This is a genomic window from Paraburkholderia sp. CNPSo 3281 (assembly GCF_024206515.1).
Classification (GTDB): Bacteria; Pseudomonadota; Gammaproteobacteria; order Burkholderiales; family Burkholderiaceae; genus Paraburkholderia; species Paraburkholderia nodosa.
Map to the genome: position 1 here is coordinate 108,174 of NZ_JAMBPS010000002.1, position 24,459 is coordinate 132,632.

The window sequence follows — 24,459 nt, forward strand, 5'->3', positions numbered from 1 at the left end:
AGCAAACGTCCATGCAGGTATGCCCCGAAGGCAACGCCGGACGCGCACGCAGCGCTTAAGGCCATCCCCCTCCCCCGTTGGGTCAACCAATGAACCGTTATCCCCTCTGGAAATATGTCGTGATGCTGGTGGCGCTCGTCATCGGCTTCGTGTACACATTGCCCAATTTCTTCGGCGAAGCGCCCGCGGTCCAGGTGTCGAGCGGTAAAGCCACCGTCAAGCTCGACTCGGGCACGCTTGCCCAGGTCGAAGCCGCGGTCGCCGCGAACAATGTCCGTGCGACCGAGGTGACGTTCGACAACTCGTCGATGAACGCGAATATCCGCGTGCGCGTCGCCGACACGGACACGCAGCTGCGCCTGAAAGACGCGCTGAACAAGGCGCTGAACGCCGACCTGAACGACCCGCAGTACATCGTCGCCCTGAACCTGCAGAGCGCCTCGCCGCGCTGGCTCACGTCGCTGCACGCGCTGCCGATGTACCTCGGCCTCGACCTGCGCGGCGGCGTGCACTTCCTGCTCCAGGTCGACATGAACGGCGCGCTCAACAAGAAGCTCGACTCCGACGCTTCGGACGTACGCACGCTCCTGCGCGAAAAGAACATCCGCGACGGCGGCGTGAACCGCGTGAACCAGTCGGTGGTCGTCAATTTCGCCGACGCCGATACGGCCGATCAGGCACGTAAGGTCCTCGCGGGTTCGGGCGGCATCACCGAACTGCAGTGGGCCTCGCAGAACAACCCCGAAGGCGGCGTGCAGCTCGTCGGCACGTTCACGCCGGCCGTGAAGACGGCGGTTCAGCAAGCCGCGCTCAAGCAGAACATCCAGACGCTGCACAACCGCGTGAACGAGCTTGGCGTGGCCGAGCCCGTGATCCAGCAGCAAGGCGACGACCGTATCGTGGTCGAGCTGCCGGGCGTGCAGGACACCGCCAAGGCGAAGGACATCATCGGCCGCACGGCGACGCTCGAAGCGCGCCTCGCGGACCCGATGGGCCTGCATCCGGACGTGAACGCGCCGGTGCCGCCGGGCGACGAGCTCTTCACGCAAGGCAATGCCGCGCCGGTGCTGCTGCGCAAGCAGGTGATCTTCACCGGCGACCGCATCATCGACGCGTCGGCGGGCTTCGACGAGCATCAGCGTCCGTCGGTCAATATCCGCCTCGACTCGGCGGGCGGCCGCGCGGTGCGCGCCGTCTCGCGCGACAACATCGGCAAGCCGATGGCGATGGTGCTGTTCGAAAAGGGCAAGGGCGAAGTGCTGACGGTGGCGACCATCCAGTCGGAACTGGGCGACCGCTTCCAGATCACGGGCCAGCCCACGCCGCAGGCCGCCGCCGACCTCGCGCTGCTGCTGCGCGCAGGGTCGCTCGCCGCGCCGATGGACATCATCGAGGAACGCACGGTTGGCCCGAGCCTTGGCGCGGACAACATCCGCAAGGGCTTCGACTCGGTGATCTACGGCTTCGCCGCCATCGCCGTGTTCATGATCGCCTACTACATGCTGTTCGGTGCGATCTCGATGATCGGCCTGTCGGTGAACCTGCTGCTGCTCGTGGCCGTGCTCTCCATGCTGCAGGCCACGCTCACGCTGCCGGGTATCGCGGCTATTGCGCTGGCGCTAGGTATGGCGATCGACGCGAACGTGCTGATCAACGAGCGCGTGCGCGAAGAACTGCGCCGCGGCGCGCCGCCGCAGCTGGCCATTCAGAACGGCTACGCACACGCCTGGGCGACGATTCTCGACTCGAACGTGACCACGCTCATCGCCGGTCTCGCGCTGCTCGCGTTCGGTTCGGGCCCGGTGCGCGGCTTTGCGATCGTGCACTGTATCGGCATTCTCACGTCGATGTTCTCGGCCGTGTTCTTCTCGCGCGGTCTCGTGAACCTCTGGTACGGCGGCAGGAAGAAGCTCAAGTCGCTCGCGGTGGGTCAGGTGTGGCGTCCGGAACCGGATGAAGGCACGCCCGCGCTCGCCGGTGCCGATGCTGGCACCGACACGGGCCGCGCGGTTGCCGCGACTGCCACGAAGCGTGAGCCGGTCAAGGCCGGCGCCAAAGGTGCTGCGCGCGCCAAACCGGTCGTGCGCCGCCGCGATGCCCAGGGCGGCACCGGCGGCTCTGGCAACAACACCGGCTCGTCCCGCTGATACGGAGTCAAGACCATGGAATTTTTCCGCATCCGCAAAGACATCCCGTTCATGAAGCACGCGTTGATCTTCAACGCGATCTCGCTCCTGACCTTCATCGCGGCGGTGTTTTTCCTCTTCCACCGCGGCCTGCACCTGTCGATCGAATTCACGGGCGGCACGGTCATCGAAGTGCAGTATCCGCAGGCGGTTCCGCTCGAGCCGCTGCGCGACTCGCTCACGAAGATCGGCTACGGCGACGCCCAGGTGCAGAACTTCGGCACCTCGCGCGACGTGCTGATCCGCCTGCCGCTCAAGCAAGGCCTGAGCTCCGCGCAGCAGAGCGACCAGGTGATGTCTACGCTCAAGGCGGCCGATGCGCAGGTGCAGTTGCAGCGTGTGGAGTTCGTCGGCCCGCAGGTCGGCAAGGAACTCGCGACAGACGGCCTGCTCGCGCTCGCCTGCGTGGTGGTGGGCATCGTCATCTACCTGTCGTTCCGTTTCGAATGGAAGTATGCCGTGGCCGGCGTGATCGCGAACCTGCACGACATCGTGATCATCTTGGGCTTCTTCGCGTTCTTCCAGTGGGAGTTCTCGCTCTCGGTGCTCGCGGCGGTGCTCGCCGTACTCGGCTACTCGGTGAACGAATCGGTCGTTATCTTCGACCGGATTCGCGAGACCTTCCGGCGCGAGCGCAAGATGAGCGTGACCGAAGTCATCAACCACGCCATCACCAGCACGATGTCGCGAACCATCATCACGCACGGCTGTACGCAGATGATGGTGCTCTCGATGTTCTTCTTCGGCGGCCCGACGCTGCACTACTTCGCCCTGGCGCTGACGGTGGGTATTCTCTTCGGCATCTACTCGTCGGTGTTCGTCGCGGCGGCGCTCGCCATGTGGCTCGGCGTGAAGCGCGAAGACCTCATCAAGGACAAGAAGGAAAAGATCGATCCGAACGATCCGAACGCGGGCGCGCAGGTTTAAGCGGCGCACCAGCAAAAAAGCCGGTTCTCGCGAACTGGCTTTTTTTTCGTGCCTACGCAACGGCCTTCGCTGCGCTGCCGCCCTTCCCTACTGCTTGATCCCTTCGGCCTGGATATGCAGCGTGGTCTTCATCTTGAAGCCGTACTTCTTGCCCGAGTCCATGCCGAAGTCGTCGCGGTTGAATTCGGCCTCGGCCTCCACGCCGCACACCTCGCGTTTGAGCACCGGGTGCTGCATGCACTTGAACGACTCGATCTCGAGCTTGAGCGGCCGCGTCACGCCGTGCAGCGTGAAATCGCCGATCACCTCCCTGGGTGTGTCTCCATTGAAGACGATGCGCGTGCCCTTGTAGGTGGCCGTGGGGTACTTCGCGACATCGAGAAAGTCGTCGCCCACGAGGTGCTGGTCGAGCTGCGGATTGCCGGTCTGGATCGACGCCGGATCGATCGTCACGTCCACGGCGCCCGTCTTCGCCGCGCGGTCCAGCGTGACCATGCCCGTGGTCTTCGTGAACTTGCCGCGCCACGTGGATAGACCGCCGAAGTGGTCGGACTCGAAGCTCGGAAACGTGTGGTTCGGATCGAGCTGGTAAGTATCAGCGGCGTGCGCGGCTTGCGTCGCCAGGGCGGCGAGCGACACGGCGCCCCCTGCGGCCATCCATACGAGCTTGTTCAAAAGCGCCTCCTCGGAGTCGTCGATCTACTTGTGCGCGACGACGATATGAAATTTGATGAGCACTGCGTCGGCGACGATCGACGTGTCCTTCCACTGGCCGGTGCCGATGTCGAAGGCGAGCCGGTGAATCGGCAGCGTGCCGTCGAAGGTCTGGGTTGCGCCCTCCTGCGTGAGCACGACGGGCACGGCCACGTTCTGCGTATGCCCCTTGATCGTCAGTTTGCCGCTCACACTGTACTGGTTCGTTCCGGTCGGCGCGATGGCCGTCGAGACGAACGTTGCCTGCGGGAACGTCTTCGCGTCGAACCATTCGGGTCCGTGCACCGAATCGTTGTAGGTCGGGTCTCCCAGATCATAGCTCGCCGTGTCGACCGTGATCTTCGCGCTGCCGCTCGCGGGTTTGGCCGGATCGAAGGTGATCTGCGCGTCGAACTTCGTGAAGCTGCCCTGGACCGGCACGTTCATCTGGCGCGAGACGGCGACGATCGTGCTCTTCGCCGCGTCGAGCTGCGCATGGACGGCACCGCCCGCGAGCAGCGCCGCGGCGGCGCCGGCCCACACGGCCGCGGCCCCAACCGCCGGGTGCCACCGATAAGAACGAATCCACCTCGACAAGGCTTCCATGATCGTCTCGCTTTGATTGCGTAGTCATTGGCTTCGTGAATGGGCAGCGGCCACCTTGCGCAGCCATGCATGCTCCATGCCCGAAAGATAATCCAGATTAGGTGACAGCAAACATCTACAGATAAGGGCCGGGTCCCCGCCCGCGCTTGCGCACGCTCACGGCGCAAACGTGGCACACTCGCAGCCCGTTCGCCGCCCATGCGAGCGCCGCGTGACCGGCTAACCTGCGGCTTACCCCGCGCTTGACCCCGCAGCAGCCCCGGCAGCCACCCCGTCGGGGATCCGCGGCTCGTTGCGGCACGCCGCCGGGCGCGTTTGGTAACATGGCGCGAAGCGCTGTCGGCACCTTCCAGACTGTGTGCCGCCGCAGCGCGTCCCTCGTTCACGTCGTTTTGCGTCACCTGCCCGCATGGCCCAGGACAAACTCATCGCGTGTCACGATTGCGACGCGCTCTACCGCAGACCGCGGCTGCTCGGCCGCCAGACAGCGCGTTGCTCGCGCTGCGGCGCCACGCTCTACAGCAGCGCCGCGTCCCGGCTCGACCGCATCTGCGCCATCACGGTCGCGGCGCTCGTCACCTTCATCATCGCCCAGTCGTTCCCGATCATCGAGCTCGATGCGAACGGTATCACTACGGAGTCGAGCCTGTTCGGCGCCCTCGTGGTGCTGTGGCACGAGGACATGGAGATCATCGCGGTGATCGTCTTCTGCGCAACCATCCTCTTTCCGCTCACGGAGATGGTGGCGCTGCTCTACGTCCTGCTGCCGGTGCGGCGCGGCTTCATTCCACCGGGCTTCGACTACGTGCTGCGCGCCATCCAGTTCGTGCGGCCCTGGGGCATGCTCGAGGTTTTCATGCTGGGCGTGCTCATCACCATCGTGAAAATGGTGAGCCTCGCGCGCGTGATTCCCGAAACCGCGCTCTTCGCCTTCGGCGCGCTCACACTGATGTTCACCGTGGTCGTCACGTTCGATGCGCGCACGCTCTGGGACATCGCCGACGGGCTGCGCGACGCCGCACGTGCGGCGCGCGAGGGCGGCGCGGGTCCGGGCGGTCTCGCGGGTGACGCCGGCCCGGGCGGACCGCACGCGCCGCCTTCGCCCGCCGCGCCGTCACCGGCTGCGGCCCACCCGCTCTCCGAGCCCGAAATCCGCGAGCCCGGTGCACGCGCGCAAGACCCGGCGCCGCCGCGCGGCGGCCCGCTCCCCAAGGGGCCCCGATGAAATACCAGACCGCCGCCGACGCCGGCTACGTCTCCTGCCACGCCTGCGGGCACGTGCAGCCGCACGTGCGCGCGCATGGCCACGTCCGTTGCGCACGCTGCGGCTCGCCCGTGCACGAGCGCCACCCGGACAGCATCATGCGCACGTGGGCGCTCCTGATTGCCGCGGCGCTGCTCTACATCCCCGCGAACCTGCTGCCTGTCATGCATACGGCCTCGCTCGTCGGCGACGAGGACGACACCATCATGAGCGGCGTGGTCTACTTCTGGACCTCGGGCGACTGGCCGCTCGCCGTGATCGTCTTTATCGCGAGCATTCTCGTGCCCATGCTCAAGCTTTCGGTGCTCGCGCTGCTCGCGTTCACCTCGCAGCGCGGCTCGACATGGCGGCCCGTGGAACGCACGAAGCTGTTCCGGCTCGTCGAATTCATCGGGCGCTGGTCGATGCTCGACGTGTTCGTTGTCACGCTAACGGTGGCGCTGGTACGCTTCCAGTCGCTTGCGGTCATCACGGCGGGCCCCGGCGCGATTGCGTTCGGCTCGGTCGTGATCCTGACGATGATCGCCTCGATGCAGTTCGATCCACGCTTGATCTGGGATCCGGTGGACGAAGACAAACACAAACCTGCGCAACACTCTCAGGATCAACCCCATGAATAGTCCGAAAGGACCGACCCCGCCCAATCTGCCGGAGCCGGAGATCGTCAAGCCGCGGCGCTGGCTGCCCTCGCTCGTCTGGATCGTGCCGATCGTCGCGGCGCTGATCGGCGTGGCGCTCGTCGTGAAGTCGGTCGCCACGCGCGGCCCGACCATCACGATCAGCTTCGTGAGCGCCGAAGGGCTCGAGCCCGGCAAGACCAAGGTCAAATACAAGGACGTGGACATCGGCTCGGTGCGCGCGATCAAGCTCTCGCCCAACCTTTCGCATGTGATCGTCACGGTCGAGCTCACCAAGGACGCCGAACGCTTCGCCGTGAAGGACAGCCGCTTCTGGGTCGTGCGCCCGCGCGTGGGCGCAAGCGGCGTCTCGGGCCTCACCACGCTGCTCTCGGGCTCGTATATCGGCGCGGACGCCGGCCGCTCGCAGGAATCGCAAAGCGACTTCGTCGGGCTGGAAGCGCCGCCTGCCGTGACCATCGACGAGAAGGGCCATCGCTACACACTGCATAGCGCGACGCTCGGCTCGCTCGACATCGGCACGCCGATCTTCTATCGACGCATCCAGGTAGGCCAGGTGACGGGCTATTCGCTCGACAAGGACGGCACCGGCGTGACGGTCCAGGTATTCGTGAGCGCACCCTTCGACCAGTACGTGGGCACCAATACGCGCTGGTGGCACGCGAGCGGCGTGAATGTGCAGCTCGATTCGAACGGCATCAAGGTCAACACACAGTCTCTCGCCACGATCGTCGTGGGCGGCCTCGCGTTCCAGGCCCCGGCCGGGCAGTCCATGGGCCCGCAAGCGCCCGACACCGCCACGTTCGCGCTCGCCTCCGACGAGAGCGAAGCGATGCGCGAGCCGGACGGCGCGCCGCAACGCGTGGTCATGTACTTCAACCAGTCGTTGCGCGGCCTTTCGGTCGGCGCGCCGGTCGACTTCCGCGGCATCGTGCTCGGCCAGGTGACCGACATCGGCATCGAGTACGACCCGAAACAGCACAACTTCACGATGCCCGTGACGATCGACCTCTACCCGCTGCGCCTGTCGCGCCGCATCCGCGGCGAAGCGCCCGCGCCGCATACGCCGCAAAGCCAGGAGCTGATCAAGCGGCTCGTCGCACGCGGGCTGCGTGGTCAGTTACGCACCGGCAACCTGATCACCGGGCAGCTTTATGTCGCGCTCGACATCTTCCCGAAGGCAGGCCCCGCGGCGGTCGATTTCAACCACGACCCGCTCGAGCTGCCCACGGTGCCGAACTCGCTCGAAGAACTGCAGCTGCAGGTCGCGGACATTGCGAAGAAGCTCGATCAGATTCCGTTCGACAAGATCGGCAACAACCTGAACGAGTCGCTCAAGAACGCGAACCAGCTGTTCGGCAAGGTGAACGACCAGATCCTGCCGCAGCTGCAAGGCACGCTCGACCAAGCGCAGAAGACCTTCAGCGCCGCACAGTCCACCCTGCAGCAGGATTCGCCGCTGCAGTCCGACGTGCACCAGGCGATGCAGGAACTCACGCGTACGCTGCAATCGCTCAACGCGCTCTCCGATTATCTGGAGCGCCATCCCGAATCGCTGCTGCGCGGCAAATCTGGAGACAAGCCATGACGTTCCGACGCGTCCCCGCCCTTGCCACGCTCGGCGCGCTGGTCATTGCAGCCGCGCTGGCGGGCTGCAGTTCGCCCGCCAGCCGGTTCTACACGCTCAGCCCGAGCGACGACCCGGCTCGCACGGCCGCCGCGCCGAGCGCGGGCAACGCCCAGTGGCTGATCGAGCTGGCGCCGGTCGATGTGCCGCCGCAGGTGGCGAAGGCACAGTTCGTCGTGCAAACCGACGCGAACCAGGTGCGCGTACTCGAGCAGGAGCGCTGGTCCTCCATGCCCGGCGACGAGATCCGCCGGGCGCTCTCAGGCGACCTCACGCAGCAGCTCGGCACTATCGACGTATACGGCTCGCCGCATCCCGAGGGCGTGCCCGTGTATCGCGTGAGCGTGAACGTGCAGCGCTTCGAATCGTGGCCGGGCTCGCATGCGCTCATCGACGCCGTGTGGAGCGTGCGCGCGCTCGACACGCAAACGGTCCTGACCTGCCGCAGCGTGCTCAACGAGAAGGTGGGCGACGGCTACGACGCGCTCGTCATCGGCCACCGGCAGGCGGTCGAGGCGCTCTCGCAGTCGATCGCGAGCGGCGTGCGCGCGCTCGCGGCCGCGCCGCGCGTAAGCGTGGCGGCGAACGGCGCGAAGGCCGGCGCGCGCGCGAAGCCGGCGCCGGGCCTCGCCTGTCCGCAGATGGCGGCCGCTGGCGGCTGAGGCGGCGCATTTCTGCTGGCGCGGTCCTGGGGCGTACCTGATTTCCACGCCCGAGGGCGATCCGGAGCCAATAACGCCCGCCAGCGGCGCTTTCGGAGGAGGCGCCAGGGACGAGGTAAATGGCGGCCCAATGCGGGCATCGAGCGCACTCCAGGGGAGCCGGCGGCATGCACGTCTGACCGCTCCCGCAACCCGCGTACAATAGCGCCTTCCCCGCAGCGTCCCATCCTCCTTCATGTCTTTCGATTTCTTTGCCCCCTGCCCGCGCGGCCTCGAAGCCGCGCTCGCCGCCGAACTGGCCGAAACCGCGCAACGGCGCCTGCCGCCTGGCGCACTCCAGGTCGGCGCCGAGGTGCCCGGCGGCGTGCATTTCCGCGGCAACTGGGCCGGCGGCATCGCCGCCAACCTGCATTCGCGCATCGCGAGCCGCGTGCTCCTGAAAATCGCCCTGCGCCCGTATCGCAGCGAACAGGACATCTATGCGCTCGCGCGCGAGCAGCAGTGGGAGAAGTGGTTCTCGGCGAACGAGACGATCCGCATCGACATCACCGCGATCAAGTCGCCGCTGCGCAGCCTCGAGTTCGCCACGCTGCGCGTGAAGGACGCGATCTGTGACCGCATGCGCGACAAGGCCGGTGCGCGTCCGAGCGTCGATACCGCCTATCCCGACGTGCGCGTCTTCGCCTTCCTCACGGCGAACGAATGCACGCTCTATCTCGACACCTCGGGCGAGCCGCTCTTCAAGCGCGGCTGGCGTCTGGACAAGGGCGCCGCCCCGCTGCGCGAGAACCTCGCCGCAGGCATCCTGCGCCTCACGGGCTGGACGCCCGGCACGCCGCTCTATGACCCGATGTGCGGCAGCGGCACCTTCCTCGCGGAAGCCGCGCAAGTCGCGCTCGACATCGCGCCGGGGCTCGATCGCCGCTTCGGCTTCGAGTCGCTCAAGCAGGCCGACATGGCCGCGTGGCGGCACCTCAAGAGCGAGGCGAACACGGCGCGCAATCTCGCGCAAAGCAAGACCGGCGACCTGCTGATTTACGGCAGTGACATCTCCGACGTCATGCTGGAAAAGGCGCGCGCGAACTTCAAGCGCGCGGGCTTCGGCAGCGTGACGCTCAAGCAGCTCGACGCGCGCAACATGACGCCGCCCTCGGCTGCGCCCGGCATTCTCGTGGCGAATCCGCCGTACGGCGAGCGTATCGAGGTGCGCGGCCGCAATGCGCGCGGCGAGGCGCGCCCGACCGCGCGCGAGCTGCGCGGCGACGATGACGAAGGCTTTCGCCGCGCCAAGGACGAGGCGCCCGACGCCGAGTTCTTCCAGGCGCTCGGCGACGCGCTCAAGCAGCGCTTCACGGGCTGGCGAGCATTCGTCCTCACCTCGGACCGCAAGCTGCCGGGCCAGCTGCGCCTGCGCGAAGCCGCCAAGACGCCGCTCTACAACGGCGCGCTCGAATGCCGCCTGTTCCGCTTCGACCTGATCGCGGGCAGCGTGCGCCAGCGTCCGGCCAGCGGCGGCGCGAATCCGGCCGCCGGCAACGACGACGCCAGCTGACATTGGCAAACGCGCACGGCGGGTGACGCTCCCACCCGCCGCCTGAGTGCGCGGCACGACGCGTCAAACCTACTGACAACACGCTGTCAGCAGCCCCCTGGCACACTGCTTCTACGCCATCCGGCGAGGCTGCCGCCGCCCGGCTGCCGCCATTACCGTCCGCCGTTGTCTTCGAGGAGCTGCACCGTGTCTACCGATCTGTCCCGTGTGATCTCGTGGTTCGAAATTCCCGCGCACGACCTGGAGCGTGCCGCTCGCTTTTACGAAACCGCCTTCGACACCGCGCTGCAGCGCGAAGTAGTCGGCGGCGTGCCGATGGCGCTGTTCGCTCACACCGAAACTGAAACCGGCGGCTGCATCGTGTTCAATCCGCACGACGCCAAGCCCGACCCGAAGGGCGTGCTCGTCTATCTGAACGCGCAGCCATCGGTCACGGCCGTGCTCGACCGGGTGCAAAAAGCCGGCGGCAAGCAGCAAGGGCCCGCCGTGGAGTTGCCGAACAACTACGGCTATATCGGCTTCTTCATCGATACCGAAGGCAACCGCGTCGGTCTGCACGCGCCGAAGCTCGGTTAAGCCTCAGCCGGGCGCCGCGCGCGCCCGGCGCTATCATCGGTGCTTATCCCAGTCACCGCGCCCGCCTACGCGACCGCCCTGCCATGACCCGCCGCGCCGACCGCCTTTTTCGCATCGCCGAACTGCTGCGCGGCCGGCGTCTCACCACCGCCCAGCAACTGGCCGGCTGGCTCGAAGTCTCGCCGCGCACGGTCTATCGCGACGTGCGCGACCTGCAGCTCTCGGGTGTGCCGATCGAAGGCGAGGCGGGCATTGGCTACCGGCTCGCGCGCACGGCGAGTCTGCCGCCGCTCACCTTCAGCGCCGACGAACTCACCGCGCTCGCCGTGGGTGCCCGCATGGCCGAATCGTGGGGCGGCGCGGCGCTCGCAAGCGGCGCACGCGGTGCGCTCGCGAAAATCGCCGCCGCGATGCCGGCGGAAAAGCGTGCCGTGCTGGAACGGCTTGCCGTGTTCGCACCGGCGTATCACATGGATCACGCGTTCTCGGACAAGCTCGACGCGCTGCATCGCGCCGTCGACACGCGGCTCGTCGTGCGCTTCGCGTACTGCGACCGCATCGGCGCGCATACGCAGCGGCGCATCTGGCCGCTTGGGCTCGTGTACTGGGGCGCGCAATGGACCGTGGGCGCCTGGTGCGAAATGCGCGAGGACTTCCGCAACTTCAACATCGCGCGCATGGAGAACGTGGAAGTGCTCGAGCAGTTTCCCGATGTGAGCGGGCGGCGCCTGGCCGACTATCTGCGCCGCGTGAATGCGCCTTCGTTGTGAGCGGTCAACACGGCCGCAATTGAAAAAGGCGCGCATCGCTGCGCGCCTTTCGCGTGGGTTCGATGCGAGCAGCGCTTACTCCACCGCCTTCACCATCTCCTCGATCACCTTCTTCGCGTCGCCGAACACCATCATGGTTTTATCCATGTAGAAGAGATCGTTGTCGAGGCCCGCGTAGCCCGCCGCCATCGAGCGCTTGTTCACGATGATCGTGCGCGCCTTGTACGCCTCGATGATCGGCATGCCCGCGATCGGCGACTTCGGGTCGTTCTTCGCCGCCGGATTCACCACGTCGTTCGCGCCGAGCACCAGCACGACATCGGTCTGACCGAACTCGTTGTTGATGTCCTCCATCTCGAACACCATGTCGTAGGGCACCTCGGCTTCCGCGAGCAGCACGTTCATGTGTCCCGGCATGCGGCCCGCCACCGGGTGAATCGCGTAGCGCACGTCCACGCCTTTTTCCACGAGCTTGTCAGTGAGTTCCTTGAGCGCATGCTGCGCGCGCGCCACCGCGAGGCCGTAGCCCGGCACGATCACGACGCTTTCCGCATTGCCAAGCATGAACGCGGCGTCGTCAGCCGAACCCGACTTCACCGGACGCTGCTCCTGCGCCCCACCCGCCGCCGCCGCGCCCGCTTCGCCGCCGAAGCCGCCCAGCAGCACGTTGAAGAACGAGCGGTTCATCGCGTGGCACATGATGTACGACAGAATCGCGCCCGAGGAGCCCACCAGCGACCCCGCGATGATCAGCATGGCGTTGTTCAGCGAGAAGCCGATGCCCGCTGCCGCCCAGCCCGAGTACGAGTTCAGCATCGAGACGACCACCGGCATGTCCGCGCCGCCGATCGGGATGATGATGAGCACGCCCAGCGCGAACGCGATCAGCGTCATGATGATGAACGGCAGCCACGACTGCGTGAGGAAGAACAGGATGCCGAAGCCGATCATGCCGAGCGCGAGGAACAGGTTGATCAGATGCTGGCCCGGATAGACCACCGGCGCGCCCTGAAAGAGCCTGAACTTGTACTTCCCGGAGAGCTTGCCGAAGGCGATCACGGAACCCGAGAACGTGATCGCGCCCACGAACGTGCCGATGAACAGCTCGATGCGGTTGCCATACGGCAGGAAGCCCGGATACGGCGCGTCCTCTGCAACCAGCCCGAACGCTGCCGGTTCGGAGACGACCGCATACGCAATGCACACCGCCGCAAGACCGATCAGCGAGTGCATGGCCGCGACGAGTTCGGGCATCTTCGTCATCTCGACGCGCGCGGCGACATAGGCCCCAAGGCCGCCGCCCACCACGAGCGCCGCGAACAGCAGCGCAAGCCCAAGCCCGAGATTCGAGCCGAACTGTGCGGACTCCTTCACGATCAGGGCAAGGGTCGTGAGAATGGCGATGGCCATACCGACCATGCCGAACACGTTGCCGGCGCGCGCGCTCTTCGGATTCGACAGCCCCTTGAGCGCCTGGATGAAGCAGACCGACGCCACCAGATAAAGCAGCGTAACGACGTCCATACTCACGAAGTTCAGCCCCATCATGCGCCCTCCTTGCTGCCAGGGGCGGAGAGCTTTTTCGGCTCCTTCTTGCGGAACATTTCCAGCATTCGCCGCGTGACGAGGAACCCGCCGAACACGTTCACGGCTGCGAGCAGCACGGCGAACGTGCCGAAGAATTTGCCCGGTCCGCCCACGGTCAGGCCCGTGGCGAGCATCGCGCCGACGATCACGATCGCCGAGATCGCATTGGTCACGGCCATGAGCGGCGTATGCAGCGCAGGCGTGACGTTCCAGACCACGTGATAGCCGACGTACACGGCCAGCACGAAGATGATCAGGTTGATGACGGTATGGTTGATGACTTCCATTGTTGGTCTCCTCCTCGTCATGCCTTGCGCGTGACCTGGCCGTCACGTGCGATGAGCGTGGCCGCGACGATGTCGTCCGCGAGATCGATGTTGAGCGCGCCTTCCTTCGTGACAATGAGCTTCAGGAAGTCGAGCAGGTTACGCGCGTAGAGCGCGGAGGCGTCGGCGGCGACCATCGAGGCGAGGTTCGTGTAGCCGCAGATCTGCACGCCGTGGTGCATCACCACCTTGTCGGCCTCGGTGAGCGGGCAGTTGCCGCCGCGTCGCCCGCTTGCCTCGTCCGCGACAGGACCGCGTCCTGCCGCGAGGTCGATGACCACCGAGCCCGGCTTCATCGCCTGCACGGTTTCCGATGGCAGCAGCGTCGGCGCGTCGCGGCCGGGAATCAGCGCGGTCGAGATGACGATGTCCGCCTGCTTCGCGCGCTCGTGCACCAGCGCCGACTGGCGCGCTAGCCACGATGGCGGCATGGGCCGGGCATAGCCGCCCACGCCGACGGCCGCTTCGCGTTCCTCATCGGTTTCGTAGGGCACATCGAGGAATTTGCCGCCGAGCGACTCGATCTGCTCCTTCACGGCGGGGCGTACATCCGAAGCTTCGATCACCGCGCCCAGTCGCCGCGCCGTGGCGATGGCCTGCAGGCCCGCCACACCCGCGCCGAGAATCAGCACGCGCGCGGCCTTTACCGTGCCGGCGGCGGTCATGAGCATCGGCATGAAGCGTGGATAGAGGTTCGAGGCCACGAGCACCGCCTTGTACCCGGCGATGTTGGCCTGCGACGAAAGCACGTCGAGGCTCTGCGCGCGCGTGGTGCGCGGCGCGGCTTCGAGCGAGAAGGCGGTCACGCCCGCTTCGGCCAGCTTTGCCGCATTCTCCGCATTAAAGGGATCGAGCATGCCGACCAGCACCGCGCCGCGCTTCATGAACGGCAATTCGCTGACGGTGGGCGACTGGACCTTGAGCACGAGGTCCGCGCCGAAGGCCGTGGCCGCATCCGCGACCTGCGCACCCACGGCCGTGTAGGCCTCGTCGGGATAGCTCGCGCCGACGCCGGCGCCCGCCTGGATCGTGACCGTGTGGCCCTGGGCGACGTACTTCTTGACTGTCTCCGGCGTCGCGGCCACGCGGGTTTCGTTCGCCCGCGTCTCTGCAGGCACTCCGATATGCATCGTTGTTTCCTCCTCGACCTTCTTGTTCTAGCTGTTCTGGCTCGAATCGAGCGAAGGGAGGCCGACAAACGGCGTTCAAGCGCCGGCATCCATTGCAACGGCAAACGACGGCACCACTTTAACCGAAAGCAGCGGCGGCTTTGTAGCGGGAATTGCCCGTTTTTGTGCGATGCACACAACACGCTCTGCCGTCCGACCGGACGGTCGGCAGAGCCAGGCGAGCCGGGCTGCACCCCTGGGGAGTCCGATCCGGCCCCGGGCAGCGTTCGCGCCGTCCCGGTAAAATACCGGCCCATGAATGAGGAAACCTGGGCACCCCACGTCACCGTGGCCGCGATCGTCGAGCGCGACGGGCGTTTTCTGCTCGTCGAGGAGCACACGAGCGCCGGACTGCGTCTGAACCAGCCCGCCGGCCATCTGGAAGCGGGCGAGACGCTGCACGAGGCCGTGGTGCGCGAAACGCTCGAGGAAACCGCGCATGCGTTCACGCCGGAAGCGCTGGTCGGCGTGTATATGACGCACTTCGGCAAGCCAGACGAGAGCGGTGCGACGTACGTGCGCTTCACGTACTGCGGCAGTGTCACAGCCGAGGCGGAAAACCGCGCGCTCGATCCGGATATCGTCCGCACGGTGTGGATGAGCGTGGACGAGCTGCGCGCGGCGAGCGAGCGCCATCGCACGCCGCTCGTGATGCGCTGTGTCGACGATTACCTCGCTGGCAAGCGCGTGCCGCTGGATTTCATCCAGACGCACGCGACGGCACCGAAGGTTGAACAAAGCGCGGCGCCCAAGGCAGCACCCAGGATGAACTAAGGCAGCAACGAAATGAGCAAACGTAAGGTCGTGGTAGGCATGTCGGGCGGCGTCGATTCGTCGGTTACCGCATGGCTGCTCAAGGAGCAGGGATTCGACGTCGTCGGTCTCTTCATGAAGAACTGGGAAGACGATGACGACGGCGAGTACTGCTCGACGCGCCAGGACTGGATCGACGTGGTGTCGGTCGCGGACCTGATCGGCATCGACGTCGAGGCCGTGAACTTCGCCGCCGAATACAAGGACCGCGTGTTCGCGGAGTTCCTGCGCGAGTACTCCGCGGGACGCACGCCGAACCCGGACGTGCTCTGCAACGCCGAGATCAAGTTCAAGGCCTTTCTCGACCACGCCATGTCGCTCGGCGCGCAGACGATCGCCACGGGCCACTATGCGCGCGTGCGCCAGAACGAGAGCCACGGACGTTTCGAACTGCTGAAGGCGTTCGACCACACGAAAGATCAGTCGTACTTCCTGCACCGCCTGAACCAGGCGCAGCTGTCGAAGACGATGTTCCCGCTCGGCGAGATCCCCAAGACGAAGGTGCGCGAGATCGCCGAGAAGATCGGCCTGCCGAACGCAAAAAAGAAGGATTCCACAGGAATCTGCTTCATTGGCGAGCGGCCGTTCCGCGACTTCCTCAACCGCTATCTGCCGACCCAATCCGGCCCGATGATGACGCCCGATGGCAAGGTCGTGGGCGAGCATATCGGCCTCGCGTTCTATACGTTCGGGCAGCGCAAGGGCATTGGCCTTGGCGGCAGCAAGGACGGCAGCGGCGATCCGTGGTTCGTGGCGGGCAAGGACATGGCCTCGAACACGCTCTACGTCGTGCAGGGCCACGATCATCCGTGGCTGCTCGCGCACGAGCTACGCGCAGGCAATGTGAGCTGGGTGGCGGGCGAGCCGCCGGCGCAAGACCACGCATGCGGCGCGAAAACGCGCTATCGCCAGGCCGATGCGCCCTGCTCGTTCCATACCGCAGACGAATTCGGCGCGGGCCAGTTCACGCTGCGTTTTCCCGACGCGCAATGGGCCGTGACGCCGGGCCAGTCGGCGGTACTCTATGACGGCGACGTGTGCCTGGGTGGCGGCATCATCGAGGCGGTAACGACGCTCGCGCCACACGTGCCCGCCGTGCTGCCGCCCGAAGCGCCGAAGAAAAAGAAGCGCGTACCGCGCAAGAAGCCGGCTGCGGCGACGACCGCGTGACGCAAGCAGCGTCAGGCAAAACGTAAGCAAACACCGCTCGGCGCCCAGGGCGCCGCGTTTTTTTATCAGCCTTTCGACGCCTGCCTAACGCCGCTCAACCGGCTTTGCCCGCTTCCCGGCCGGATTCACGAACTTGCGGCATCATTCCCGCAAGCCGCGCCCAGCAACCGCGCGGCTGACGCGCACCGCCCCCTTTACGAGAGGAGAGCAGGCGCGCGCATTACATCAAGTTCGAGGAGTTCCCCCAATGTTTTCCCGACGTTATCTCGCCATGTGGGGCGCGGTGCTGCTGCTTGCAGCCTGTGTCGCCGCGGCCGCGCTCCATCACCTGTCGTGGTACTGCGTGATCGTGCCCGCGCTGCTCGTCGCGCTCGGCCTCTACGACATGTTCCAGGAACGCCACGCGATCCTGCGCAACTACCCGATCTGGGGTCATCTGCGCTTTCTGTTCGAGTTCGTGCGGCCCGAAATCCGCCAGTACTTCGTCGAGGACGACACCGACGAAAAGCCGTTCTCGCTCGCCCAGCGCAGCCTCGTCTACCAGCGCGCGAAGAACGCGGTGGACAGCCGTCCGTATGGCACCGAACTCGACGTGAAGGCCGTGGGCCACGAGTGGATCAGCCATTCGCTCGCGCCCACCAAGCTCGCAGGCAGCGACTTCCGCGTGCTCGTGGGCGCCAACCGCGCGCAACCGTACTCGATGTCGATCTTCAACATCTCGGCGATGAGCTTCGGCGCGCTCTCCGCGAACGCCATCCGCGCGCTCAACATGGGCGCGAAGAAAGGCGGTTTCGCGCACGACACCGGCGAAGGCTCGATGTCGAAGTATCACCGCGAGAATGGCGGCGACATCATCTGGGAGATCGCCTCGGGCTACTTCGGCTGCCGCAACGACGACGGCACCTTCAGCGCCGAGAAATTCCAGCGCCTCGCGAACGAGCCGCAGGTGAAGATGATCGAGGTGAAGCTCTCGCAAGGCGCGAAGCCCGGCCACGGCGGCATGCTGCTCGCGGCGAAGGTCACGCCCGAGATCGCCGAAACGCGGGGCATTCCCGTCGGCCAGGATTGCGTCTCGCCGGCGCGCCACTCAGAATTCTCCACGCCGCGCGGCCTGCTCGAATTCGTCGAGCGCCTGCGCAAGCTCTCGGGCGGCAAGCCCACGGGCTTCAAGCTGTGCATCGGTCATCCGTGGGAGTTTTTCGGCATCGCCAAGGCGATGCTGGAAACCGGCATCCTGCCCGACTTCATCGTCGTGGACGGCGCGGAAGGCGGCACGGGAGCCGCGCCGCTCGAATTCACCGATCACATCGGCACGCCGCTGCAGGAAGGGCTGCTTCTCGTGCACAACACGCTCGTGGGCATCGGCCTGCGCGACAAGATCAGGATCGGCGCGAGCGGCAAGATCATCACCGCGTTCGATATCGCGCGCACGCTCGCAATCGGCGCAGACTGGGTGAATTCGGCGCGCGGCTTCATGTTCGCCGTGGGCTGCATCCAGGCGCAGAAGTGCCACTCGGACCGCTGCCCCACCGGCGTCGCCACGCAAGACCCCGTGCGCCAGCGCGCGCTGAACGTGCCGGACAAGGGCGAGCGCGTCTTCAACTTCCATCACAACACGCTGCACGCGCTGCAGGAGCTGATTCAGGCCGCCGGTCTCGCGAGCCCTTCGGATCTGCGTGCGCATCACATCGTGCGGCGCGTGTCGTCGTATGAAGTGAAGCTGATGTCCGAACTGCTCAAGTACCTGAAGCCCGGCGATCTGCTCGAAGGCCGCTATCGCTATCAGCTGTACGAGAAGTGGTGGCCGGTTGCGCGCAGCGATTCGTTCGCGCCGGCTGAGGAAAAGATCGTCTGAGGTAGGCGATCCGCGACTTGAACGAAAACGCCCGACGGCACGCGATGCCATCGGGCGTTTTGTTTAAGCCACGTGAGCTGCAGATCGACTGGACGTCAGCCTTGCGGCACCGTGTCGACGAACGACTGACGCTGCGAGAGCTTCTCGAAGTGGCGCGCGAGATTCGGATGCGCCTCGCGCCAGTTCAGCTCCGGCATGCGGAAGTCGAGATAGCCGAGCGCGCAGCCTACGGCGATATCCGCGATCGAGTAGCGGTTGCCCGCGCACCACGGGCTGCCGTCGAGCCCCTTGGCCATCGCCGTGAGACTTTCGTGGATCTTGCGCTCCTGGCGCTTCACCCACGCCTCGTTGCGCTGCTCCGGCGTGCGCTGCGTGCCTTCGAGGCGGATCAACACAGTGGCGTCGAGCATGCCGTCGGCGAGCGCCTCCCAGCAACGCACTTCGATACGCTCACGTCCTGCGGGCGGAATCAGCTTGGCCACGGGGGAGAGCATGTCGACGTACTCGCAGATCACGCGCGAGTCGAACACGGCCTCGCCGTCGTCCATCACGAGACACGGAACCTTGCCGAGCGGGTTGAAATCGTGAATCGCCGTTTCCTCGCCCCACACGTTTTCGAGCACCAGCTTGTAGTCGATTTTCTTTTCGGCGAGCGTGATCCGCGCCTTGCGGACATACGGGCTGCCGAGCGAACCGATGAGTTTCATACCACCTGCCTTTTCTGGAATCCGGCCGAAGTATACGTTGGATTCGCGTTTTTCTGACGCGCCGCTTGTTGCAGTGCAGGATTTTTCCTACAAATGATGTCAGCGAGAGACAACACCTGGCAACAGCGGCACACGGGTCGGAGCGCCGCGAGCCAGCGCGTCCGTTTGTAGCCAGCGCTACAATCTCACGATGGACTCGACCCTCAAGCAAAGCGCCCCGGCCGCCTCGAGCGAAGCCCAACCTGCGGCCAGCGTGGCCGACGCAGCCGACATGCAGCGCGGCCCCGACGGCGGCGCGGCGCTCTATCGCGCGCGCCGCGAACGTGTGCTTGCGGCGCTGCGTGCGCAAGGCGGCGGTGTCGCGCTCGTGCCAACCGCGCCCGAAGCGCTGCGCAATCGCGACGCGGACTATCCCTATCGGCACGACAGCTACTTCTACTACCTCACCGGCTTCACGGAGCCCGAGGCGCTGCTCGTGCTCGACGCGAACGCGGGCGAGAATCAGCCCGCCGCCATCCTGTTCTGCCGCGCGAAGAACGTCGAGCGCGAAACGTGGGAAGGCTTTCGCTTCGGCCCGGACGCCGCGCGCGAAGCGTTCGGCTTCGACGCCGCGTTTCCTGCCGACGAACTCGATGCGCGCATCCCGCAGCTCATCGCCAACCGTCCGGCGCTGCACTACGCGCTCGCGACCTCCGATCGCTTCGACGCGCAGGTAAAGCGCTGGATCGACGCGGTGCGCGCTCAGGGGCGCAGCGGCGTCACGGCGCCGGCGGCCGCGCACGACCTGCTGCCGCTGCTCGACGACATGCGCGTGTTCAAGGACGCGCACGAACTCGACACGATGCGCCGCGCCGCGAAGATCTCGGCGCTCGCGCACGTTCGCGCGATGCAGACGTGCCGGCCCGGCATGCGCGAATACGAGATCGAGGCGGAATTGCTCTACACGTTCCGCAAGCACGGCGCGCAGGCGCCCGCCTACGGCTCGATCGTCGCGGCAGGCGCGAACGCCTGCGTGCTGCACTACCCCGCGGGTAACGCGGTGGCGCGCGAGGGTGACCTCGTACTGATCGACGCGGCGTGCGAGTTGAACGGCTATGCCTCGGACATCACCCGCACGATCCCCGCGAGCGGCCGCTTCACGAGCGCGCAACGCGAGCTTTACGACATCGTGCTCGCCGCGCAGCAGGCCGCTATCGACGCCACGCGCGCCGGCGTGAATTTCGAGGCGCCGCACGACGCCGCGGTGCGCGTGCTCGCGCAGGGGCTGCTCGATACCGGCATCATCGACCGGCAGCGCTTTGCGAGCGTCGACGACGTGATCGCCGAGCGCGCTTACGCGCGCTTCTATATGCATCGCACCGGGCACTGGCTCGGCATGGATGTGCACGACGCGGGCGATTATCGTGAACGCGGTGAACGCGGCGTTGCGGCGAGCGTCGAAAAGCCCGACGCCCCGCCGCCGTGGCGCACGCTGCGCGCCGGCATGACGCTCACGATCGAGCCTGGCCTCTACATCCGCGCGGCCGAGGACGTGCCTGAGCGCTACTGGGACATCGGCATCCGCATCGAGGACGACGCCATCGTCACCGAAACGGGCTGCGAGTTGATCACGCGCGGCGTGCCCGTTGCCGCCGATGAAATCGAAGCGCTCATGCAGGACGCGCAACGCGGCGCGTGATGCAGACGGCAAACGCAGAGGCGAAGTTTCAACACGAAGCGAAGCAAACGACATGAACGCAGTTTCCGGCAGCGCGAACGACACTCCCATCGGCGCGAACGCGCATACCCATTTCGACCACGACGTAACAATCGTCGGCGCGGGGCCGGTGGGACTCGCGCTCGCGGGTTGGCTCGCGCGGCGCAGTGCCACGCAAGAGCTCTCGATTGGGCTGATCGACGCGCGCGAACCCGAGGACAGCGCCGGCGACCCTCGCGCCATCGCCGTTTCGCAGGGCAGCCGCACGCTGCTCGAAGCGCTCGCGTGGCCGCACGACGCCACGCCCATCGAGCGCATCCATGTTTCGCAGCGCGGCCATTTCGGGCGCACGCTGATCGACCGCCACGACTACGACTTGCCCGCGCTCGGCTACGTGGCGCGCTACGGCGCGATCGTTCAGGCGCTCGCGCAGGCCGTGCGCGGCATGCAGGTGCACTGGCTGCATCACACGCAGGCGCACGATCCCGTCGTGGAGAACGACGGCGTGACGCTGCCGGTCGTGAGCGCGGGCGTCGAGCGGCATCTGCGCACGCGCATCCTCGTGAACGCCGAAGGCGGGCTGTATCGCACGCCGCCGCCACGCGAGGCGCAAGCCGATAGCGACGAGGCCGATCAGCACGACGCGAAGCCCGCACCGCCGGCTGCTGAAACCAAACGCACGCGCGACTACGGGCAAACGGCGCTGGTCGGCGTGGTGACACTTGCCGCCCCGCAGCCGCACGTCGCGTGGGAGCGCTTCACGAACGAAGGCCCGATCGCGCTCCTGCCGATGGGCGGCGTGCGCGGCGCCGATTACGCGCTGGTGTGGTGCTGCTCCCCTGCCCAGGCCGAGCGCCGTGCGCAGCTTTCAGACGCCGATTTCCTCGCCGAACTCGGCATGACGTTCGGCGCGCGCATGGGCCGCTTCACGCACGTTCACGGCCGCGCGGCCTTTCCGCTCGGCCTGAACGCGCTCGACGCCCTTGTTTCCGGCCACGGCCGCATCGCGGCAGTCGGCAATGCGGCCCAAACACTGCATCCGGTGGCGGGCCAGGGCCTCAATCTCGGCCTGCGCGACGCCCACGCCCTCGCCGATTCGCTCGCGCAGCACGGCGCCACGCCGCGCGCGCTCGCCGAGTTCGCGGGCCGCCGCGCGTTCGACCGACGCATGACGATTGGCGCGACGGATACACTCGCACGCCTGTTCACCGTGGATTTCGGCCCGCTCGCCACGCTGCGCGGGCTCGCGCTCACGGCGCTCGAATTCGCGCCGCCCGTGAAGACGGCGCTCGCGCGGCAGATGATGTTCGGGCAGCGGAGTTGAGGCGGTCGACGAGCGAATTCGATTCGGCCATTCGCCTTTGCCATTCGCGCTACAATAGATACAAATTGTAGATACAAACGGAGGCGCAAATGGACCTCGCGAAGATTTTCAAGCACGGCGGGTCGCAGGCGGTCAGGCTCCCCAAGGACTTCCGCTTCGAGACGGCGGAAGTGCGCATACGCCGTCACGGCGCGGCGGTCATACTCGAACCGGTACCGCAGGACTGGGCCTGGCTCACTCCGCTGATCGGCCCGATCGATGCCGACTTCGAGACAGCCGCCACCACACAACCGGCAGACCAAGCGCGGCCTGACCTGGACGTGTTCGAATGAAATACCTGCTGGACACGAATGCCGTCATCGCAATCCTCAAGGGTGATCCGGCTGTGACGGGGCGCTTGCGTGCATACCTGCCGAGCGATTTCGGACTCCCTTCGATCGTCGTGCACGAACTCTATTACGGCGCCTATAAAAGCCAGCGAGCGGCGGATAATCTCGCTCGCGTCGAAGCGCTGCAATTCGAAGTCGTACCATTCGACGCGGAAGACGCGCAGCACGCCGGCGAACTCCGTGCACAACTTGCGGCCGCCGGTACGCCAATTGGTCCGTATGACGCGCTGATCGCTGGACAGGCGCGCGCTCGTGGCTTGGTGCTCGTCACACACAATGTGCGCGAATTTGCACGCGTGGATCAGTTGCAAGTCGAAGACTGGCAGGCTGATGCCTGAAGTTGGTACCTGAGTCATCTCAGCGGCAGGGGCAACCCACGATTCGCCATGCCGGGGGTCGAATCATATCTCGCTGCAACGGCGCCGCCGCCTGCCTGACATACTGTCCAAGACAAGACCAGGGTCCGCGCTGCGCGACCTCGCATCCCGCTTACGCTAAAATACGCGTTTCCCCTTTTTCATATTCACGCCGTTCACCGCGCCAGCCGGAATGCCATCCGGGTCGCGGCACCGGTTGCCCGCGCGTCATGTTCACTATCGGCCGTCACACCTTGCGTAATAACCTGTTCGTCGCCCCCATGGCGGGCGTCACGGACAGGCCGTTCCGCCAGCTGTGCAAGCGCCTCGGCGCGGGCTATGCGGTCTCCGAAATGGTCGCGTCCAACGCGCAGCTGTGGAAGAGCGAAAAGACCATGCGCCGCGCCAATCACGCCGGCGAAGTGGAACCCATCTCCGTGCAGATCGCCGGGGCCGATCCGGAAATGATGGCCGAAGCCGCGCGCTATAACGTCGCGAACGGCGCGCAGATCATCGACATCAACATGGGCTGCCCGGCCAAGAAGGTCTGCAACGTCGCGGCCGGCTCGGCGCTCCTGCAGAACGAACCGCTCGTCGCGCGCATCGTCAAGGCCGTGGTCGACGCCGTGGGCGTGGGCCCCGACGCCGTACCCGTCACGCTCAAGATCCGCACGGGCTGGGACCGCGACAACCGCAACGCGCTCACCATTGCGCGCATTGCCGAGGAAAGCGGCATTGCCATGCTCACCGTGCACGGCCGCACGCGCGCCGATCTCTATCACGGTGAAGCGGAGTACGAAACGATTGCCGCGGTTCAAGCTGCCGCGCGCATTCCGGTGGTCGCGAACGGCGACATTGCGTCGCCGCAAAAGGCGCGCGAGGTCCTCGCGCTCACGGGCGCCGACGCCATCATGATCGGCCGCGCGGCGCAGGGGCGCCCGTGGCTGTTCCGCGAAATCGAGCATTTCCTGGCGACCGGCGAGCTGCTGCCGCCGCCGCGCGTGGACGAAATCCAGTCGATCATGAACGAGCATCTGGAGGACCACTACGCGTTTTATGGGGAATTTACCGGCGTGCGTACTGCGCGCAAGCATATCGGCTGGTACACTCGCGGCCTTTGCGGCGCCAATACGTTCCGGCATCGCATGAATACGCTGGACACCACGCGCGAGCAGCTCGTCGCCGTCAACCAGTTCTTCGACGAACAGAAGGCGCGCTCCGAGCGCCTCGTCTACGTCGACGACGAGAACAACGACAGCGACGGCAGCGACGAATCAACCGATCGACTGGCAGCATGAGCAAGCACAACATCGAACAATCCGTCCGCGAGAGCCTTGGCATCTATTTCCAGGACCTCGACGGCAGCAATCCGCACGACGTCTACGAAATGGTGATAGCGTGCGTCGAAAAACCGATGCTCGAGGTGGTGCTCGAGCAGGCAGGCGGCAATCAGTCGCTCGCCGCCGAGTTTCTCGGCATCAACCGCAACACGCTGCGCAAGAAGCTCCAGCAGCACGGCCTGCTGTAACGCCGCTGCGTTTTTCTGGACTTTCGGCGCGGACCCCT

General features: G+C 66.2%; 23 protein-coding genes and 1 pseudogene. 18 read left to right on the top strand and 6 right to left on the bottom strand.

The window, feature by feature from the left end; translation table 11 throughout:
• The first annotated feature begins 89 nt into the window (after positions 1–89).
• Positions 90–2,147 (top strand): protein translocase subunit SecD, encoded by a 2,058-nt coding sequence (gene secD / locus M3I56_RS02510; RefSeq protein ID WP_254352423.1) that lies wholly within the window; start codon positions 90–92, stop codon positions 2,145–2,147.
• Between the two features lie 15 nt (positions 2,148–2,162).
• Positions 2,163–3,113 (top strand): protein translocase subunit SecF, encoded by a 951-nt coding sequence (gene secF, locus M3I56_RS02515; protein WP_254352424.1) that lies wholly within the window; start codon positions 2,163–2,165, stop codon positions 3,111–3,113.
• Positions 3,114–3,200: 87 nt separating this feature from the next.
• On the opposite strand, the gene M3I56_RS02520 is transcribed toward secF, so the two are convergent.
• On the bottom strand, positions 3,201–3,770 hold the full coding sequence (locus tag M3I56_RS02520; RefSeq protein ID WP_254352643.1) for a YceI family protein: 570 nt from the start codon (positions 3,768–3,770) through the stop codon (positions 3,201–3,203).
• A 42-nt stretch (positions 3,771–3,812) separates the two neighbouring features.
• Positions 3,813–4,412 carry a YceI family protein gene (locus M3I56_RS02525; protein ID WP_254352425.1) on the bottom strand — a complete coding sequence of 200 codons (600 nt, stop codon included), beginning with the start codon at positions 4,410–4,412 and terminating at the stop codon, positions 3,813–3,815.
• 409 nt (positions 4,413–4,821) lie between these two features.
• Here M3I56_RS02525 and M3I56_RS02530 point away from each other — a divergent pair, with 409 nt between their 5' ends.
• From M3I56_RS02530 to M3I56_RS02560, 7 genes and pseudogenes are all read left to right on the top strand, one after another.
• Positions 4,822–5,637: a paraquat-inducible protein A gene (locus tag M3I56_RS02530; protein ID WP_254352426.1), complete on the top strand. Its 816-nt coding sequence runs from the start codon at positions 4,822–4,824 to the stop codon at positions 5,635–5,637.
• On the top strand, positions 5,634–6,296 hold the full coding sequence (locus M3I56_RS02535; RefSeq protein ID WP_254352427.1) for a paraquat-inducible protein A: 663 nt from the start codon (positions 5,634–5,636) through the stop codon (positions 6,294–6,296). Before M3I56_RS02530 ends, M3I56_RS02535 begins: the two co-directional genes overlap by 4 nt.
• Positions 6,289–7,902 carry an intermembrane transport protein PqiB gene (locus tag M3I56_RS02540; RefSeq protein WP_254352428.1) on the top strand — a complete coding sequence of 538 codons (1,614 nt, stop codon included), beginning with the start codon at positions 6,289–6,291 and terminating at the stop codon, positions 7,900–7,902. Before M3I56_RS02535 ends, M3I56_RS02540 begins: the two co-directional genes overlap by 8 nt.
• On the top strand, positions 7,899–8,603 hold the full coding sequence (locus tag M3I56_RS02545; protein ID WP_254352429.1) for a membrane integrity-associated transporter subunit PqiC: 705 nt from the start codon (positions 7,899–7,901) through the stop codon (positions 8,601–8,603). The genes M3I56_RS02540 and M3I56_RS02545 overlap by 4 nt, the downstream gene beginning before the upstream one ends.
• Positions 8,604–8,838: 235 nt before the next feature.
• Positions 8,839–10,155, top strand: coding sequence for a class I SAM-dependent RNA methyltransferase (locus M3I56_RS02550; RefSeq protein ID WP_254352430.1), 1,317 nt, complete (start codon positions 8,839–8,841; stop codon positions 10,153–10,155).
• 186 nt (positions 10,156–10,341) lie between these two features.
• Complete coding sequence (locus tag M3I56_RS02555; protein WP_254335551.1) at positions 10,342–10,731, top strand: VOC family protein; 390 nt, start codon at positions 10,342–10,344, stop codon at positions 10,729–10,731.
• 38 nt (positions 10,732–10,769) lie between these two features.
• Positions 10,770–11,501 (top strand): annotated as a pseudogene (locus M3I56_RS02560) (helix-turn-helix transcriptional regulator); the annotation flags it as partial.
• Positions 11,502–11,576: 75 nt separating this feature from the next.
• Here the strand turns inward: M3I56_RS02560 and M3I56_RS02565 are convergent.
• Genes M3I56_RS02565 through M3I56_RS02575 form a run of 3 tightly spaced genes read right to left on the bottom strand, consistent with a single transcriptional unit; the run spans position 11,577 to position 14,544 of the window.
• The gene (locus tag M3I56_RS02565) at positions 11,577–13,031 is read right to left on the bottom strand and encodes an NAD(P)(+) transhydrogenase (Re/Si-specific) subunit beta (protein ID WP_254352644.1); all 1,455 of its coding nucleotides are present in this window, start codon (positions 13,029–13,031) and stop codon (positions 11,577–11,579) included.
• A gap of 14 nt (positions 13,032–13,045) precedes the next feature.
• On the bottom strand, positions 13,046–13,375 hold the full coding sequence (locus tag M3I56_RS02570; protein ID WP_028201972.1) for an NAD(P) transhydrogenase subunit alpha: 330 nt from the start codon (positions 13,373–13,375) through the stop codon (positions 13,046–13,048).
• A 17-nt stretch (positions 13,376–13,392) separates the two neighbouring features.
• Complete coding sequence (locus tag M3I56_RS02575) at positions 13,393–14,544, bottom strand: Re/Si-specific NAD(P)(+) transhydrogenase subunit alpha (protein WP_254352431.1); 1,152 nt, start codon at positions 14,542–14,544, stop codon at positions 13,393–13,395.
• A 294-nt stretch (positions 14,545–14,838) separates the two neighbouring features.
• Here M3I56_RS02575 and M3I56_RS02580 point away from each other — a divergent pair, with 294 nt between their 5' ends.
• The 3 genes from M3I56_RS02580 to M3I56_RS02590 all read left to right on the top strand — a co-directional run bounded on the left by M3I56_RS02580 (position 14,839) and on the right by M3I56_RS02590 (position 18,421).
• Positions 14,839–15,357, top strand: coding sequence for an NUDIX hydrolase (locus tag M3I56_RS02580; protein ID WP_254352432.1), 519 nt, complete (start codon positions 14,839–14,841; stop codon positions 15,355–15,357).
• Positions 15,358–15,369: 12 nt separating this feature from the next.
• On the top strand, positions 15,370–16,566 hold the full coding sequence (gene mnmA / locus M3I56_RS02585) for a tRNA 2-thiouridine(34) synthase MnmA (protein WP_254352433.1): 1,197 nt from the start codon (positions 15,370–15,372) through the stop codon (positions 16,564–16,566).
• A 247-nt stretch (positions 16,567–16,813) separates the two neighbouring features.
• Positions 16,814–18,421 carry an FMN-binding glutamate synthase family protein gene (locus M3I56_RS02590; RefSeq protein WP_254352434.1) on the top strand — a complete coding sequence of 536 codons (1,608 nt, stop codon included), beginning with the start codon at positions 16,814–16,816 and terminating at the stop codon, positions 18,419–18,421.
• Between the two features lie 95 nt (positions 18,422–18,516).
• Here the strand turns inward: M3I56_RS02590 and M3I56_RS02595 are convergent, their stop codons facing one another.
• On the bottom strand, positions 18,517–19,128 hold the full coding sequence (locus M3I56_RS02595; RefSeq protein WP_028201968.1) for a glutathione S-transferase C-terminal domain-containing protein: 612 nt from the start codon (positions 19,126–19,128) through the stop codon (positions 18,517–18,519).
• Between the two features lie 271 nt (positions 19,129–19,399).
• Here M3I56_RS02595 and M3I56_RS02600 point away from each other — a divergent pair, with 271 nt between their 5' ends.
• The 6 genes from M3I56_RS02600 (at position 19,400) to M3I56_RS02625 (ending at position 24,421) form a co-directional block, all read left to right on the top strand.
• Positions 19,400–20,806 (top strand): aminopeptidase P N-terminal domain-containing protein, encoded by a 1,407-nt coding sequence (locus M3I56_RS02600; protein WP_254352645.1) that lies wholly within the window; start codon positions 19,400–19,402, stop codon positions 20,804–20,806.
• Between the two features lie 52 nt (positions 20,807–20,858).
• Positions 20,859–22,148 carry a UbiH/UbiF/VisC/COQ6 family ubiquinone biosynthesis hydroxylase gene (locus M3I56_RS02605; protein ID WP_254352435.1) on the top strand — a complete coding sequence of 430 codons (1,290 nt, stop codon included), beginning with the start codon at positions 20,859–20,861 and terminating at the stop codon, positions 22,146–22,148.
• A gap of 89 nt (positions 22,149–22,237) precedes the next feature.
• On the top strand, positions 22,238–22,480 hold the full coding sequence (locus M3I56_RS02610) for an antitoxin (protein WP_254352436.1): 243 nt from the start codon (positions 22,238–22,240) through the stop codon (positions 22,478–22,480).
• Complete coding sequence (locus tag M3I56_RS02615) at positions 22,477–22,875, top strand: type II toxin-antitoxin system VapC family toxin (protein WP_254352437.1); 399 nt, start codon at positions 22,477–22,479, stop codon at positions 22,873–22,875. The genes M3I56_RS02610 and M3I56_RS02615 overlap by 4 nt, the downstream gene beginning before the upstream one ends.
• 248 nt (positions 22,876–23,123) lie before the next feature.
• The gene (dusB, locus tag M3I56_RS02620) at positions 23,124–24,191 is read left to right on the top strand and encodes a tRNA dihydrouridine synthase DusB (RefSeq protein WP_254352438.1); all 1,068 of its coding nucleotides are present in this window, start codon (positions 23,124–23,126) and stop codon (positions 24,189–24,191) included.
• Positions 24,188–24,421, top strand: coding sequence for a Fis family transcriptional regulator (locus M3I56_RS02625; RefSeq protein WP_028201964.1), 234 nt, complete (start codon positions 24,188–24,190; stop codon positions 24,419–24,421). The genes dusB and M3I56_RS02625 overlap by 4 nt, the downstream gene beginning before the upstream one ends.
• Positions 24,422–24,459 lie beyond the last annotated feature (38 nt).

Excerpts from the sequence above, each read along its gene's own strand:
- M3I56_RS02530 (WP_254352426.1), top strand. The coding sequence starts at position 4,822 with ATGGCCCAGGACAAACTCATCGCGTGTCACGATTGCGACGCGCTCTAC.
- M3I56_RS02590 (WP_254352434.1), top strand. The coding sequence starts at position 16,814 with ATGTTTTCCCGACGTTATCTCGCCATGTGGGGCGCGGTGCTGCTGCTT.
- M3I56_RS02580 (WP_254352432.1), top strand. The coding sequence starts at position 14,839 with ATGAATGAGGAAACCTGGGCACCCCACGTCACCGTGGCCGCGATCGTC.
- M3I56_RS02625 (WP_028201964.1), top strand. The coding sequence starts at position 24,188 with ATGAGCAAGCACAACATCGAACAATCCGTCCGCGAGAGCCTTGGCATC.
- M3I56_RS02575 (WP_254352431.1), bottom strand. The coding sequence starts at position 14,544 with ATGCATATCGGAGTGCCTGCAGAGACGCGGGCGAACGAAACCCGCGTG.
- secD (WP_254352423.1), top strand. The coding sequence starts at position 90 with ATGAACCGTTATCCCCTCTGGAAATATGTCGTGATGCTGGTGGCGCTC.
- M3I56_RS02595 (WP_028201968.1), bottom strand. The coding sequence starts at position 19,128 with ATGAAACTCATCGGTTCGCTCGGCAGCCCGTATGTCCGCAAGGCGCGG.
- M3I56_RS02600 (WP_254352645.1), top strand. The coding sequence starts at position 19,400 with ATGCAGCGCGGCCCCGACGGCGGCGCGGCGCTCTATCGCGCGCGCCGC.
- M3I56_RS02535 (WP_254352427.1), top strand. The coding sequence starts at position 5,634 with ATGAAATACCAGACCGCCGCCGACGCCGGCTACGTCTCCTGCCACGCC.
- M3I56_RS02605 (WP_254352435.1), top strand. The coding sequence starts at position 20,859 with ATGAACGCAGTTTCCGGCAGCGCGAACGACACTCCCATCGGCGCGAAC.
- M3I56_RS02540 (WP_254352428.1), top strand. The coding sequence starts at position 6,289 with ATGAATAGTCCGAAAGGACCGACCCCGCCCAATCTGCCGGAGCCGGAG.
- M3I56_RS02545 (WP_254352429.1), top strand. The coding sequence starts at position 7,899 with ATGACGTTCCGACGCGTCCCCGCCCTTGCCACGCTCGGCGCGCTGGTC.
- M3I56_RS02525 (WP_254352425.1), bottom strand. The coding sequence starts at position 4,412 with ATGGAAGCCTTGTCGAGGTGGATTCGTTCTTATCGGTGGCACCCGGCG.
- M3I56_RS02520 (WP_254352643.1), bottom strand. The coding sequence starts at position 3,770 with ATGGCCGCAGGGGGCGCCGTGTCGCTCGCCGCCCTGGCGACGCAAGCC.
- M3I56_RS02610 (WP_254352436.1), top strand. The coding sequence starts at position 22,238 with ATGGACCTCGCGAAGATTTTCAAGCACGGCGGGTCGCAGGCGGTCAGG.
- mnmA (WP_254352433.1), top strand. The coding sequence starts at position 15,370 with ATGAGCAAACGTAAGGTCGTGGTAGGCATGTCGGGCGGCGTCGATTCG.
- M3I56_RS02615 (WP_254352437.1), top strand. The coding sequence starts at position 22,477 with ATGAAATACCTGCTGGACACGAATGCCGTCATCGCAATCCTCAAGGGT.
- M3I56_RS02570 (WP_028201972.1), bottom strand. The coding sequence starts at position 13,375 with ATGGAAGTCATCAACCATACCGTCATCAACCTGATCATCTTCGTGCTG.
- M3I56_RS02550 (WP_254352430.1), top strand. The coding sequence starts at position 8,839 with ATGTCTTTCGATTTCTTTGCCCCCTGCCCGCGCGGCCTCGAAGCCGCG.
- secF (WP_254352424.1), top strand. The coding sequence starts at position 2,163 with ATGGAATTTTTCCGCATCCGCAAAGACATCCCGTTCATGAAGCACGCG.
- dusB (WP_254352438.1), top strand. The coding sequence starts at position 23,124 with ATGTTCACTATCGGCCGTCACACCTTGCGTAATAACCTGTTCGTCGCC.